This window comes from Bacteroides faecichinchillae JCM 17102, assembly GCF_000614145.1.
GTDB classification, from domain to species: domain Bacteria; phylum Bacteroidota; class Bacteroidia; order Bacteroidales; family Bacteroidaceae; genus Bacteroides; species Bacteroides faecichinchillae.
Window position 1 is genome coordinate 102,484 of the sequence record NZ_BAKK01000002.1, and the last position, 14,685, is coordinate 117,168.

General features: G+C 37.5%; 11 protein-coding genes, 2 tRNA genes and 2 pseudogenes. 7 read left to right on the plus strand and 8 right to left on the minus strand.

The window, feature by feature from the left end; genetic code table 11:
- Nucleotides 1-15: 15 nt before the first annotated feature.
- A pseudogene (locus JCM17102_RS25710) lies at nucleotides 16-1,181 on the plus strand (sensor histidine kinase).
- 83 nt (nucleotides 1,182-1,264) lie between these two features.
- Here JCM17102_RS25710 and JCM17102_RS01495 read toward each other — a convergent pair.
- Together JCM17102_RS01495 and JCM17102_RS01500 are read right to left on the minus strand one after the other, a co-directional pair.
- The gene (locus tag JCM17102_RS01495) at nucleotides 1,265-2,953 is read right to left on the minus strand and encodes a S41 family peptidase (RefSeq protein WP_025073698.1); all 1,689 of its coding nucleotides are present in this window, start codon (nucleotides 2,951-2,953) and stop codon (nucleotides 1,265-1,267) included.
- A gap of 44 nt (nucleotides 2,954-2,997) precedes the next feature.
- A complete protein-coding gene (locus JCM17102_RS01500) occupies nucleotides 2,998-3,987 on the minus strand; it encodes an adenosine kinase (RefSeq protein ID WP_025073699.1) in 990 nt (329 codons plus the stop codon).
- Nucleotides 3,988-4,064: 77 nt separating this feature from the next.
- Between JCM17102_RS01500 and JCM17102_RS01505 the strand changes: the two genes are divergently transcribed.
- Together JCM17102_RS01505 and JCM17102_RS01510 are read left to right on the plus strand one after the other, a co-directional pair.
- Nucleotides 4,065-4,138: transfer RNA gene (locus JCM17102_RS01505), tRNA-Asn, on the plus strand.
- Between the two features lie 28 nt (nucleotides 4,139-4,166).
- A tRNA-Asn gene (locus tag JCM17102_RS01510) sits at nucleotides 4,167-4,240 on the plus strand.
- A 67-nt stretch (nucleotides 4,241-4,307) separates the two neighbouring features.
- On the opposite strand, the gene JCM17102_RS31150 is transcribed toward JCM17102_RS01510, so the two are convergent.
- From JCM17102_RS31150 to JCM17102_RS25720, 5 genes and pseudogenes are all read right to left on the minus strand, one after another.
- Complete coding sequence (locus JCM17102_RS31150; RefSeq protein WP_275564300.1) at nucleotides 4,308-5,369, minus strand: hypothetical protein; 1,062 nt, start codon at nucleotides 5,367-5,369, stop codon at nucleotides 4,308-4,310.
- Between the two features lie 277 nt (nucleotides 5,370-5,646).
- Entirely contained in the window at nucleotides 5,647-6,348 is a 702-nt protein-coding gene (locus JCM17102_RS31155) for a hypothetical protein (protein ID WP_275564301.1), read from the minus strand.
- A 25-nt stretch (nucleotides 6,349-6,373) separates the two neighbouring features.
- Nucleotides 6,374-6,991 carry a RyR domain-containing protein gene (locus tag JCM17102_RS28765; protein WP_025073700.1) on the minus strand — a complete coding sequence of 206 codons (618 nt, stop codon included), beginning with the start codon at nucleotides 6,989-6,991 and terminating at the stop codon, nucleotides 6,374-6,376.
- A gap of 229 nt (nucleotides 6,992-7,220) precedes the next feature.
- Nucleotides 7,221-7,928, minus strand: coding sequence for a ComF family protein (locus JCM17102_RS01530; protein ID WP_025073701.1), 708 nt, complete (start codon nucleotides 7,926-7,928; stop codon nucleotides 7,221-7,223).
- Nucleotides 7,929-7,971: 43 nt separating this feature from the next.
- Nucleotides 7,972-8,774 (minus strand): annotated as a pseudogene (locus JCM17102_RS25720) (inositol monophosphatase family protein).
- Between the two features lie 361 nt (nucleotides 8,775-9,135).
- On the opposite strand from JCM17102_RS25720, the gene JCM17102_RS01540 reads away from it, so the two are divergent.
- The 3 genes from JCM17102_RS01540 (at nucleotide 9,136) to JCM17102_RS01550 (ending at nucleotide 12,351) form a co-directional block, all read left to right on the plus strand.
- Nucleotides 9,136-9,483, plus strand: a complete 348-nt coding sequence (locus JCM17102_RS01540) for a DUF3795 domain-containing protein (protein WP_025073702.1) — start codon at nucleotides 9,136-9,138, stop codon at nucleotides 9,481-9,483.
- Nucleotides 9,484-9,556: 73 nt separating this feature from the next.
- Nucleotides 9,557-11,020 (plus strand): hypothetical protein, encoded by a 1,464-nt coding sequence (locus tag JCM17102_RS25725; RefSeq protein WP_275564302.1) that lies wholly within the window; start codon nucleotides 9,557-9,559, stop codon nucleotides 11,018-11,020.
- Nucleotides 11,021-11,430: 410 nt separating this feature from the next.
- Nucleotides 11,431-12,351 carry a HEPN domain-containing protein gene (locus tag JCM17102_RS01550; protein WP_025073703.1) on the plus strand — a complete coding sequence of 307 codons (921 nt, stop codon included), beginning with the start codon at nucleotides 11,431-11,433 and terminating at the stop codon, nucleotides 12,349-12,351.
- A gap of 290 nt (nucleotides 12,352-12,641) precedes the next feature.
- Here JCM17102_RS01550 and JCM17102_RS01555 read toward each other — a convergent pair whose 3' ends face one another.
- The gene (locus JCM17102_RS01555) at nucleotides 12,642-13,241 is read right to left on the minus strand and encodes an HU family DNA-binding protein (RefSeq protein WP_025073704.1); all 600 of its coding nucleotides are present in this window, start codon (nucleotides 13,239-13,241) and stop codon (nucleotides 12,642-12,644) included.
- A gap of 894 nt (nucleotides 13,242-14,135) precedes the next feature.
- Between JCM17102_RS01555 and JCM17102_RS01565 the strand changes: the two genes are divergently transcribed.
- Entirely contained in the window at nucleotides 14,136-14,612 is a 477-nt protein-coding gene (locus JCM17102_RS01565; protein WP_025073706.1) for an HU family DNA-binding protein, read from the plus strand.
- The last annotated feature ends 73 nt before the right edge of the window (nucleotides 14,613-14,685 follow it).

Here is a 14,685-nt window from a genome sequence, read left to right on the forward strand (position 1 = left end):
TATTATCCATTTGTTATGGAGCACTATGAAAATAAAACGAAAGAAGAGCTGTTGAAAATAATAAATCAGTTAGAAAGCGAAGTAGAAAGCCTTTCTTCTCGATTGCCTTCTTCCGGACAAAAACGTTTTCGCGACAAATATTGTACACGTATATTGGACGCTTTGCCCGATATGCTGACGGTTTTTGACCATAATGGAGATATTATAGAACTAGCTTCTTCCCCGGCTACCAATCATGTAGAAGGGACGACGGCAACAAGTATTATCCATTCAAATGTAAAAGATATTATCCCGGACGAAGCCTACGAAAGCGTACGTCAGAACATGGAGAAAGTGATACGCACAAAACAAAGTTCTACTTCCAGACATAATTTGACAGTAAATGGTGCCATACACCATTTTGAAAATCGCATTTTTCCGTTAGACAATGAATACTTACTATGTATGTGTCGGGATATTTCACAGCAATGGGAAACAGAAAAAGCGTTAGATGAAGCTCGTATCAAAGCGGAAGAAGCCGACCGGTTGAAGTCTGCTTTTCTTGCCAACATGAGCCACGAGATTCGTACTCCTCTCAATTCAATTGTAGGATTCTCACAATTAATAGCGACCTCTAATAATCCGGAGGAAAAGAAACAATATTCAGCAATCATTGAAAAAAACTCAGAGTTATTACTTAATTTATTCAGTGATATTTTGGATTTATCCGCATTAGAGTCAGGCTCTCTTAAGTTCAAGATTCACCCCATCAGGCTATTGGAGATTTGCATACAACTAGAACAACAATACAACTCTAAAACTCATGATGGAGTAAAGTTAATCCTAGATGATGGGATAGCAAGTACCATGTACTGGGAGATTCTGAACGTGTCACCCAAGTGATTAGCAATTTACTCAGCAATGCAACGAAATTCACGATCAAAGGAGAAATACATTTCGGTTGTCAGGAAAAAGAAGACTTCGTAGAATTTTACGTCAAAGATAGCGGTATTGGTATTCCAGCTCAAAAAGCCGCAACCATTTTTGAACGATTCGGTAAAATCAACAATTTCGTTCAAGGCACAGGATTGGGACTAGCTCTTTGCAGAATGTTAGTAGAACGAATGGGAGGACGTATTTGGTTACGCTCCCAAGAAAAGAAAGGAACGACCTTTTATTTCACTTTGCCGAAAGCATATTAATAATTATACAGGTAAATAAAAGACGGTGGATAGTTGAACTAGCTATCCATCGTCTTTTATATTATTGATATAGCAATAAAAACTTATTTCTTTGCTACCGGCGTACTTAGTATCTCTTTATACTTTGCCTGATCATTCAATATTTTCAATGCAGCTTTCAGAGCATTATCATCTTTCAATTGCTGGATGATACCTCCACGTTGGAAATAATAACGTTTGATAATCTCAGAAGCAATCATCGGTTTAATATCTTTGGAGAAATAGTCCAAGTCACGATCAAGATTATGATTCAACTTCTTTTCCAGTGCGGTAAACTCCTCAGAAGCGTCCGTCATATACCCTTCAAACTCAGCAGCTTCTTTCAGAGTCTTCAGGATCTTTTCACTTTGCTGGTCATATTTAAAATCAGCCTTTTTGACCATAGCCTTAAAATCTTCATAATCAGCATCGGTCACTTCAAACTTTTCCGGAGAAGGAATTGTAGGATGCTTCAAGCAATATTGAGTAGCATAGTTGAATATCAGGTTATCACGCATCAGATAATACAGAATATTTGGCAACTTCTCTTGCTCTACAACAATATCCGGCATTACACCTCCCCCGTCACGTACTTCACGTCCTGCTACCGTATGGAATACTTTAGTCAAACTATCCGGTATTGTACCCACACTTCCATCCTCATTACGATGTTTATAGTCAATAGCCTGCACACAGCGTCCGCTCGGAATATAATACTTAGAAGTAGTTACTTTCATCGTTCCACCATAAGGCAGAGTGCGTGGAACTTGAACCAATCCCTTTCCAAAAGTACGGTTACCAACAATAACAGCACGATCCAAATCCTGCAAAGAACCAGATAAGATTTCCGATGCAGAAGCCGTTCCACTATTTACCAATACTGCAATTGGAATATCCAGGTCCAATGGTTCACGTAAGGTCTTGTAGGTATTACTAGCTTGTTTTATCTTTCCTTTAGTAGTTACAATGACTTTTCCACGAGGCAAGAAATAGTTGGCTATTTCTACTGCTTCATCCAAAAGCCCACCACCATTGTTACGAAGGTCAATTACCAAGGAAGTGGCTCCCTGCTTTTTCAGGTCCAGTAATGCTCTCTTAAAGTCTTTCGAAGGATTACCTGAGAATGTACTCAGACTGATATACCCCACGTTATTTTCCATCAAAGTACTATATGGAATAGGAGGAGTCAGGATCGACTCACGTACAATATCAAATTCCATGGGAGTACGTCCCCCCTTTTCGTTAGGACGTTCTATCTTCAATTTAAAGCTAGTACCTGCTTCTCCACGAAGCATTTGGCTTACTTCTGCATTATTCTTTCCGGCAAGATCCTTACCATCAATTTCCAGCAAGATATCTCCAGCCTTTAATCCTACTTTAGCAGCAGGAGTATTTTCGAATGGTTCCGCGATCATAGAACGTTTCATCTTCACATCATAAGTTATCAACGAACCAATTCCACCGAAACTTCCTTTGACCATCTGCTCCAATTCACTCTGATCCTCTTCAGGAAAATATTCCGTATAAGGATCTAAAGACAACAACATATTATCAATTCCTTCACGAATTGTTTTATTGGGATCAATGGTGTCTACATAGAACATATCCAACTCTTTCACAATAGCATTGAATATATCCAGATTCTTAGCAAGCTGGAAATTCCGGTCGTCTCCATTCTTGAAACTAAAGAAAGCAACCACAGCGATTACGCCTACCAGACCGACGATTATCCGCTTATTCAGCAATTTTTTCATATTCCTTTCATTAAAATAGGACGTAAAAATAACTCAATCCTTGGTTATTCCGCTAGAACCTTGTTAATATTTAACTTAATTTCATCCCAACGTTCCTTTGACATCGAAGTTCCAATCACTTGGATAACATTTCCCGAGAGAATAGAACCTATTTTAGCACACTTCTCCAAAGAGTATCCACAAGTAAGACCATACAAAAATCCGGAAGCAAAATAATCACCGGCACCTGTAGTATCCACCACTTTCTCGACAGGAATAGCAGAAACTTTTATTTCCTCTGTTCCTTTACGAATATATGAACCGTTTGCTCCAACTTTTACGATGGCGATGCTGCACATCTTTCCTATTATTCTTAACGCGTCTTCCGGTTCTTCACCTGTAAATGCTTTCGCTTCCTCTTCGTTAGCAAAAACAATATCTACATACTTATTTATTAATAAAGAAAAAAATTCAAGATCATTGGCCACAATATTATAGCTCGCCATATCCAGACAAACCTGCAATCCGGCTTCTTTAGCCAATTCAATAGCATGAAGAATCATTTCATGATCCTGCACCAAGTACCCTTCAATAAAGAGATATGAGTAACCTTTAAACATATCCAATGTCAGATCTTCCGCTTTCAAACTGGAAGCAGCTCCCAAATAAGTACCAAAAGTGCGTTCACCATCCTGAGAAATAAAAGTAGAAGCAATGCCCGAAGGCAGTTGTTCAGAGATCAACAATTTATCTTCAATCGTATTTTTCTTCAGATTCTCACGAAAAAAGTTTCCATAATGATCATTTCCCACTTTTCCTATAAAACCAGTTGCCGCTCCGAGACAAGCCAGTCCAAGTACAGCATTCCCTGCTGATCCGCCGGTTGCCAAGTGTGTTTTCATCTGAGAGAATTTGGAGTTAATTTGCTGTAACTTAGCATCATCTATTAGTTGCATGCTACCCTTAGGTAAGTCCATTTCATCTAGGAGTGTATCATCTTCCAGGGTTGCAAGTACGTCTACTAGGGCGTTGCCCAATCCTATTATTTTGTCCATTCTCAATATTTTTTTTGCAAAGATATTGCATATTTCAAAATATCCTATTACTTTTGCATCGCAATTGAGAAAAACATTCTTCCTTAGCTCAGTCGGTTAGAGCATCTGACTGTTAATCAGAGGGTCCTTGGTTCAAGTCCAAGAGGAAGAGCAAAGTTCAAAATCTCAGCTGCAAATATTCTTCCTTAGCTCAGTCGGTTAGAGCATCTGACTGTTAATCAGAGGGTCCTTGGTTCAAGTCCAAGAGGAAGAGCAATAAAGAAGCCACCTATTTATTTGGGTGGCTTTATATTTTCATAAGATCAGACTCCTAAACTATTTTATTGAACTGATTTCCTGTAATTCACGACAAGAGATATTCCTTTAACAATGCATCGGTCATAGTCCTTCGAACTTTTCGGTAATTCTTCATAAGAACAGATATCCGGGTGCACAAACCGTTCATTTTTAAATTCATCCTTCTTTACTTTACTACTAGCAATAATCTCCATCTCATCAGCAGTTGGTTTCCTAAAACCAAGAAGTAACTTTTCTACATTCCAACGATTATGTTCCACCCGAGCCAATAGTTCAATTTGCTCAGAAGTCAGTAATATATCACTCTTACCATCCCAACCAATAGACCGTAACTTATAATCAATAGAACAGGCACTATACAAATTGGACCACCGTTTAGCTACAGACAGCTCGTTCCAACTTTTCTTCAAACGTTCCATGCCCGGACAACTTTCAGGTAAGACACCATAAGTATTAAAAAACTCATAGATATAATGAATAACCATTCCCTTTTCCATTCCACTACGATCAAGATCATAGCAATTATCCATCATACCAAAAGGATAAATGTGCGAATATTTATGATATTGGCATTCTTCCTCATCTTTCCGGCTGCTCAACATACTAAGCAATGCACTGGATGTTTCTTGCCGGATAAATACCGGAATATTATTTTCGAAAACGTTATCAGGCAAATAAAGCCCAATAGCAACACTTTGAGGAGGATAGTTCAAACAGACTGCAATAGTAAGGATCTCATTACTCTCGGGGGAAGCCCACTGATTCAATTGCTGCTGTATAACCTCGCTTTCGGCACGCCCTTTGATAAACTCAAACCGAATATCCAGAAAATTAGCATCCGTACCTTCAAATTTTGTTGGAGAAAGTATCTGAATATCCAATCCTCCTTCTTGATTTACCTCTTTATATATAGCAGGCGCTATTTCAAAAAAATGTTGATACCTCCCACGGAAATAGTTCATTTCCGTATCGGCCTGATCATCTATAAAAGTAATCACACTTTTATATTTATTATCCCTGCAAAAATTGGGGAAATGCAATAAGTGAGCCGCCTCCACACCAAGAGCAATCCCCATTCGACTCATACCAATAATGACAAATCGTACCGTCTTCGAACTATCTTCTGTGATGGGAACTCTATCTAAAGAAGGATAAATAATGGGCTTATCCCCCTTATTATAGCAACGACTGAGAGAAGCTTTTTAGCCCATTCTTCATAAAAGTTGAAAGGATGAAATTCTATATACTTTCGCCATTCCACAGACAAATCCGTTAGCTGGAAAGCTGCAAAAGTCGTTTGATACTCAAACATTACAGTAAAAGGGATCATCGGACAACCTTCTTTCTTCTCGTGAATAGAAACTATTTTTTTAGAGAATCAATATTAAGTGAATCATGATCATGCTCATCTCGTTCACCGATAAGAAACACTTCACGAGCCTGAGTTGTGTGAAGTTTATAAAGCTCCTCCTTTGAATCCCGACGAGCATGTAGTACAACAATCCGACTTTCATTTTTAGTATCCAACAGAGTATGTACCTTATTTCTAATATCCACAGCCGGACAGGTACTTTGCACTAATATATAGCATTGCTCATAATGAGGATCTGAACATATCTGTTGAATTAGCGTTGGCACCATCTCATCAAAACCGATAATTACGACATGATTTCTCAATTGATAGTCAATATCTCCCTCACGAAAACGTTCCACTCTTCTCTCCAACATATTGGAAACCACCGAAATAAGCAGTCCCGTAAAAAGCAGCATACCAATTATCACTACCACTAGTGCAAACCAGCGAAAAGAGGGAGGTACATTATTAATATTACCAGGATCAATGAAAAGACAAATTAACTGAAATAATCTTCCCAATGGAGCACTAACTTCATCAGACGCTAGTTGCTCAGCTGAAGGATTAGCCAAATTATAAGCCAGACTCATCACAAAGATAAGCACAAACACCAACAGTATAATGCCAAATAGCCAAGACAATTGTTTCCATCCTTTTCCCGAAAAAGAACGGTCAAAATGCAAAGACAAAAGCCTAAATATAGAAATCATTGCATATTACAGTTTTAATAGTAACTCAAATTCGGTTCTTATTCTTCCGAATAATCTCCTTCTTTTGTTCTTCAGTATAAAGTTCACTCAACACTTCATGCTCTTTACGCAGGACATCCGTATATAAAGCAATCAGTTTTAAGATAATCTTTGTTATACCCAATAAAAAAGCACATGCTATGACTAAATATATAATACTCATATAAACTTCGTTAGTGGAAGGGAACGTACCTGTGCATACCTTAACTGCCCCCAAAGCTACAAAAGCCAACACTAGCATAAAAAAGAATATAAGAATTACAGTGACCCACTTCCAGCCTTTCTTTACCGGATTATAACTCGTTTCATTCTTTTTATTCTGTATCTCATATCCATTTAAATAAATGAATTTTAAAGCCTCTGTAGCAGCCATAAGAGAATCCTCTTTTTCCACATCAGGCAACTTGTCATAAGGCGCCATTTTAAGTGTTTTCTTTTCCTTATTATCATTCTCCGAAGCATATCTCCAACCTTTCAAATATTGCTGATACATCCATAACTCATGTGTATGAGCAGCCATTGCTTCGGACAATCCTTTCAATGACTCCGGCAGTTCAATCCCTTGTGTATCTCGCGGACGAGGAATATATTCGTTCATTTCCATATTTGTGCTTTTATTGGTATTAATCTTCCGTTACTTATAATTATTCCAGGACTCTCTATTTTATTTTTTGCTATATATATCAACCATAACTTTCATGAGTCTCATTCGTTTGATCTATATAGATATCAGACACCTAATTCCCTATTTATTCTCATAATTCAAAAGGATTGGGGTATGGGACAAAGATACATTCTTTTTATTATAGTATACCCCAATTCCTTTTAAATTATTACTCCGCTACAGCCAAAGTCAATATACTAATTCGTATCCCTTGTACTTCCATTAATGCAGAGGCACAGGCTACAGTAGTAGCTCCTGTTGTCAGCACATCGTCCACAATTAGTACATGCTTTCCTGGGAGATGTTCAGAAGAATGAAGTTCAAAAATACCATCCACATTCTCCCAACGTTCAAAAGTAGACTTACGTGTCTGAGTTTCTGTATTCTTCCTGCGAATAATAGATTCAGTATTTACAGATATCCCTGTCACAGCAGCAATCCCTCGGACAATCCATTCACTTTGATTATAACCACGAAGTTGTTGCTTCTTCTTATGTAGCGGAACCGGAATAATCACGTCTATTCCCTTGAAGAACCCGGACGGTAAAAGTTCCGACGCCATATAGCGTCCCATAGTCGCTCCTAGTTCTTTCCGTCCGCCATATTTAAGTTGATGAAGAATCTGACGAAAATCACTACCTTTTCGATAAAAGAAAAAAGAAGTAGCCCGTTCCAGAGGTACTTTCCCCCAGAAAAGCTGTTCCACCGGATTATCCTCCTGAAGATGATAATTGGTACGTGGCAAATTTATATTACACATCGTGCAAATACATTCTTCCCCTTTCGCCAATGGTCTGCCACAGACCAGACAACAACGAGGAAAAAGCAGAGACAAAAATGAACCGAGCCAATCTTTAATTAATAGTGTGTGTTTCATCATAGTAGTGATTTGTTTATTACAATTCAATAAATTAATAACATCACATATCCAACGGAGGAACTTCTGCCAATAGTTTTTGGAATAAAGGGTGCAAATACTTGTTGGTCACGATAATATGATGTCCTTCTATAAAATAATCATTACCATAAAAATCAGTTACTTTTCCACCAGCTTCTTGAGCAATCAATGCGGCAGCCGAATAATCCCACTTACCGAGAAATGCCTCAGCCCAAGCGTCGAAACGTCCCATAGCTACGTAACAAATAGCTGCGGCAGCGGAACCATTCATACGAATACCACCTACTTTACCATACAGTTTATCAATTAGGTGAAGGGCAGTCTGTTTATACTGATTATAATTATAAGGTAGTTCGGTAAAGACAAAAGCGTCTTTTGCATCTTTTATGTCTGATACATGAATTTCTTTAGCATTCATATAGGCTTTTCCTCCTTTCCAAGCATAAAAACATTCATCCCGACATACCTCGTAAACCACTCCTAGGAGCAATTCCGTACGGCTACGCAAAGCGATGCATACACAATATGGCGCCTCATCATGAATATAATTTGTCGTTCCGTCCAATGGATCGATTACCCAGTAATAAGGTTCATCCTGATAAGTAGCAGAACCTCCTCTGTTATAAATCCAGCTTCGGGCAACAAAGTGGAAAGTGCCGATACCACTCTTTTCTCCGATTCTTTATCTACATAAGACACATAGTCATGCGCATGTTTCTCCTCCACACGATCACGACGAAAACTTTTCCGTTCTTCTTTCAAAAAATATCCAGCTTCTGTAGCTATTCGGCAAACATCAGCAGTCAGTTGTTTTAAATCTAACATTTTGCTCTTTAAGTCTTAAAAGTGCTTCGAAGATATAACTTTTCATATAAAAAACCATATCAAAATAGTAATATTTCAGTTCATTAACTTGACAAACTTGAATATTATATAAGTTTCAATAGATTTACATTCGGAGAATGCTCATCATAAAGACCCTTACTATAGTTAATTTATAACGGCTCAAAGAATTAAACAAAAGCATGTTATTGTAGTCGAGATTCTCCAATATTTCATATCTTTGTCTAAAGATTAAAAATAATACTAAGATTCTTCTTTCTATATGTTGAAACACAAAGAAACATATGAAAATTAGCTATATCATGGTAAAATTAAGAACCGAAAGATCAGAAATAAAAAAACAATGAAACAATTAATTGCATGTTGCGGACTAGATTGCGAAAGTTGCGAAGCCCGCATAGCCACTGTCAAAAATGATAATGAGTTAAGAGAAAAGACTGCTCAAAAGTGGAGTGAAATGAACAACACACCGGAAATCACAGCAGCGACCATAAATTGTATGGGCTGTCGAACTGACGGAGTGAAATTTGCATTTTGCAGCAATTATTGCGGAATCCGAAAATGTGTATCCGAAAAAGGATTTAATACCTGTGGTGAGTGTAAGGAATTGAATCATTGCCAGATAGTTGGTGCTATTTTTCAGCATTCTCCCAACGCTAAAAAAAATCTTTTAGCTTCGGAAACTACCTGAAACCCGAGGACCTTAGATGAAGATTACAAAATTATTTTGTAGATTAAATTATCTGATTTATACTCACATCACCATGAAACATATCAAAACATCACTACTAGCAGCCTTTTGTGCTGTTTCTTTATCTATAACCGGGCAGCAATCGTCTTTAAAAAGTTTAGTACCGGATGAACCATCTAAAGCTCCAGATTACTTATGCACCTGGAATTTGCAAGGCTACGTAGTAAGTTATCAGGGTTCTGATCCAACCAGAGAGGCCATGAACGAAGAATATATGTTTGGTAAGGGTGCTTACCAAAATTGGGTAGATTGTTATCCATCCATCCGGAAAGATCTATACTTCGTAATGGACGATTCATGGGATATCCCTAAAGATGTCAATCACACGCCAAATAAGTATTTAGGAACTGTTGAACTGGATCCCAGTCGATTTCCATCATTTCGTGGAGATGCTGTCAGCCGTTTGAAACAACTGACAGATCGCATCAAAGAAAAAGGATGGAAAGGAGCAGGCGGATGGATTTGTGCACAAAAAGCTGAGATCTTCTCTGATATTCCTGAAGAAGAATACTGGACAGAACGTATCAAGGCTGCAAATGCAGCAGGCTTTGACTATTGGAAAGTAGATTGGGGAGCTCATGAAAAAGATGAAGCATGGAGAAAGATGCTGACTACTATCGGTAAGCAGTATGCACCTCGTTTATGCATTGAACACGCCTTTCAGAATAGTTTTATAGAGTTTAGTGACGCTTTCCGTACGTATGATGTAGAAAATGTGATAGCACAACCAGTCACCATACAACGAATTTGTGATTTACTACCCTACAAAGCTCAAAGAAATGCTAAAGGTATTATCAACTGCGAGGATGAACCATATATCGCGGCCGGATTAGGATGTGCTATCGGAGTGATGCGTCATCCATTTGTTGGGAATCTGCCGAATGGAACTCAGGATTTTGTTTTTCCTCCTGCAATACGGGATATGAAACATCGTTTGGACGAGGTCGTTCGTGGAGTAAGATGGCATCGGATAGCGGAACCATTCGGAGTCGGAAAAGAATTGGTGGCAATAGATAACGAAAAGTTAAATGATTATTGGGTTTTGCAAGATCGTGAAACTTGGAATACGAGTCGCCCTGTCGGTAGCAGATTAACTGCCGAAGCACCTGCCAGAGTTAGTAGAGGAATGCCTTTACCTGAAGTTTCCGATTCAGGTGAAGATAGACCATTTATTCTTGCTTCCCGCTATCCAAATGGTGCTGTTGCCATTGCCAGCATAGGACGCGCATTAGGTCACGAATACGTTTCGAAAGAAGTTTCCGTAAAAATAGCGGTTGAGAACTACGATTCTCCCATTGGTATCTTCGGTTACTTCAAAGATATTACAATCGCTTTTCCTTCATCTGTGAAATTGAAGAAGCATAAAATCTATGCACAAGACTTGGCAGGGGATATACCAGTGAATATTACCCAAAAAGTTTCAGTAAAAGGGAACCTTTTGACAATACCGGGAGAAGTGATACGTACTGTAGGTTGATGAATGCATCGAAAGAAGATTGTTCGGATCCCGGATTAGTGCTGAAGATTTTCTGATATAAAAGAAAAGTAACGGAAAATCCCTAACCCCAATTCGGTAAAGTTTACTTTATTCATTAATATCAAAAAATCCGGTTTGATTTTATTCAAGTCGGATTTTCAATTTTCCTATGATTTGTTTATTCCACATAGATCTAAGACAGGGATACACTTTTGGTTATTTTTTTAAATAATCATTTATCTGCATACGTATTCTCTCTCACCCTCTATAAAAAACTATACGAAATTCTCGAAAGCATATAAAGAAAAGTATGGAACTAAAAAGAACAAAACAGAGGAATTAAGAGATAGAAATAAGTGATATCTCAATTAATTTGTATTAACTTTGTAATTCAATAAATATCGTAACACATGAAAAGGTCAATAAAGCATTTACCTAAACGAACACAGGAAGAGTTAAATACCTTGCTGGAGTTGATTAAGCACGATTTGCCGTGGTGTTGTATGGTTGTATTATATGGTAGCTATGCCCGTGGCGGTTATGTCCTGTGGGACCAGAGAGTAGAGTTCGGTGTGAATACTTCCTATCAAAGTGATTATGATATAATGGTGGTCATCCCAAAGCCAAGAATGAAACATGTAGAAGACAGACTAAGAAACCAGATAACTCCTAAATATCACAAAGCTTTTGCCCATCGTCGTCATGCTTCACCACAATTCATTGTTGAATATGTAAATACGCTTAATAAAGAACTTGAACGCAGTCAGTATTTCTTTACCGATATTGTGAAAGAGGGCATCAAGATGTATGACAGCAAAGAATTTAAATTGGCTAAACCTCGTGAACTGTCGTTTAAAGAGATTAAAGAATTTGCTATTAAAGAATTTGAGATACATTCATCCTTAGGAATACGATATTTGAAGCTCGGACATATAGAATACAATGAAGTACAATATAGATCAGGCTCCTTTTTGTTGCACCAAACATGCGAACGATTTTATAACTCCATCAGCCTTGTATATACAAACTACCGTCTAAAGAGCCATAAGCTGGATGAATTGGTAGGCCATGTAAAAGAGTTTTCGAGAGAGTTAGCAGTAGTATTTCCATCGAGTACAGATTTTGAAAAACGATGTTTTGATCTGCTTTGTCGCGCGTATATTGAAGCTCGTTACAATAAAGACTTTATTGTAACCAAAGAAGAGTATGCCTATATGCTCGAACGAATTGAAATATTAAAAGAGATCACCCTCAGAATCTGCACAGAGAAAATAGCCTCTTATGATGCGCTAATTGCAAATGAAGAAACACAATCACAACAAAATCAATAAAACAATTCGACCTCGAAATAACGTTGCTAGAACCTCGGGCTAATAGCTCAATTGATAATAGCCCGCAATCATCTATCGAATCCACATCAAAAAATAAAAGTTATTCAGTTTTCACCATAGAATAAGAAACTAATTTCTGTTACCTAACCAAACAATCTCTATAGATATCATCCCCGCAGTATAATGACAATTCAACCGAGCTAAGCATGTACTCTTATTATTTTATATTATCAGACTATCTATCCTCTAAAGGAGCAGATTTGAAAAATCTCTATCATTTTTTAATGCCATCACTTTTTCAGGTACACCACTGTCTTACCTGCTCCATATCTCCGGATAATTCCTTCATCCAGATATTTCCTGAGAAATTCGACTGCCTTATCCCGGCTGATAGCTGCCAATCTCATAAAATCAGCACGAGTAATGCAACCATGTTCATCTATATGCCCCATAAGGAGTGTACGACATTCATCTTCCCCACGAGTATTGTCTGCACGATATGGTGATTCAATACGTTCCAACTGCAACGGCTCCAACTCTTCATAAAATTTCTTATTAACGCGAAGGTTCACCTTATTAAGCCGGATAGAAGGTGAACGGATTTCTTTCTTCTCCATCACCGAACGATCACATTTTAATGACAAAGAAAAATATCCCAACTCTCCAACTTCTACGGTCCACCCTTGCGAGAGCCAACGCTGCAGTTCGTCTGTCACAGCTTGTAGACAACCTTCAATGGTAGCTTGACTAAAACCATTGGATTTGGATACCAATTCGATAAACTTCTTGGCATCAAGGGTTCCTGATGGAATAACACGCGCGTGAAGCGGTTGTTGTTCCTTCCGTTTCAGCAGATTGCCACTGGCGTAAAGATCATAATAAATGCTCATACTATAATTAATATATAATGGTTCAACAATTAATAGTTTTGTGTATACACATTAATTCGTAGAACTATAGTCCTTCGAAGCGACAACTATAGTTTTCGTTTCGTAGAATTATAGTCCAACAAAAGAAAAACTATAGTTCTACGAATTAATTTATGCACCCAAAGATATTACTTTATTCAGAGAAATAACTAAGTTTTTGGAATTAAACTTCATAATTGATATTTCTATATGAGGATAAGGATTATATAAAAGAGACAACAAAAATAAACATAAAAAGCTAATCATGTCATTTTGTAGAATTATTACTGAGAATAATTTTGATAGTTAAAAAATAATTATTTGTAGAAAGATTACAAATTAACAGATGATGATTAAATTAAAAAATATAGTAGAAATACAATCTAGTATCTACCTTAAACCATCGACAGTAGCTAATAGTTTGTATCTACAAGTTAATAACTTCGACAGTAATGGCAGTATACACTCAAGGCTAAAACCCACTATTGCACTTGACAGCACAAATATTAAATATCTTCTCAGAGAAAAAGATTTGTTATTATTTAAAGAATTTTTAAACAAAAACCCACGTCAATCACACCTAAAAAATATACCACCAAGAATCATCCGTATTATTTCTATACCCACCATTTAGTCTCGTATAAGAATTTACATATCATACATTATATAATATACCATTACAACTTAATAAAGACAGACAAGTGAAGCATGAATCTTGCTCATTACAGTACTGATTATAAGCCAAATAAATCAGTTAATAATTTAATTGAGAAACTTTTTTGAGATTTCCCCCTTAATTATTTTCGATTACATATCTTTGCATCGTGATCACGAAACAAAAACTATAAGTATTAACTATTAAAACTATTAAAAATTATGGCACTGAGATATGTAGTCAAAAAAACAACCTTTGGCTTTGATAAGGACAAAGCCGAAAAGTATGTAGCACGTCCGTTCAATGTAGTGAATGTTGATTTTAAGATGCTATGCAATCAAGTAACAGCGGTAGGATTCGTCCCACGCGGTGTAGTAAAATCTGTCCTCGACGGATTAATCGATTCCCTGAAAACATACATGGAAATAGGGGCCTCCGTCAGTCTCGGAGAATTCGGAACTTTCCGCCCTTCGTTCGGATGTAAAAGTCAGGATGAGGAAGGAGAAGTGGGTACAGATACGCTAAGAAATCGAAAGATTATTTTCACACCCGGCAGTTTATTAAAAGATATGATAAACAAGGTCAGTATTCAGAAACTGGAAACGGCAAGTAAAAATAATACAGTCCCTCCCAGCAGCGGCGGAGAAAGCGGTAGTGAAGAAGAAGGCGGTGGAGAATCACCGGACCCAACCTTGTAAGGCTAGCTTCATTCATTAGTATCAGAAAATCCGGCTTGATTTCATTCAAGTCGGATTTTTATTTTCCTATGAT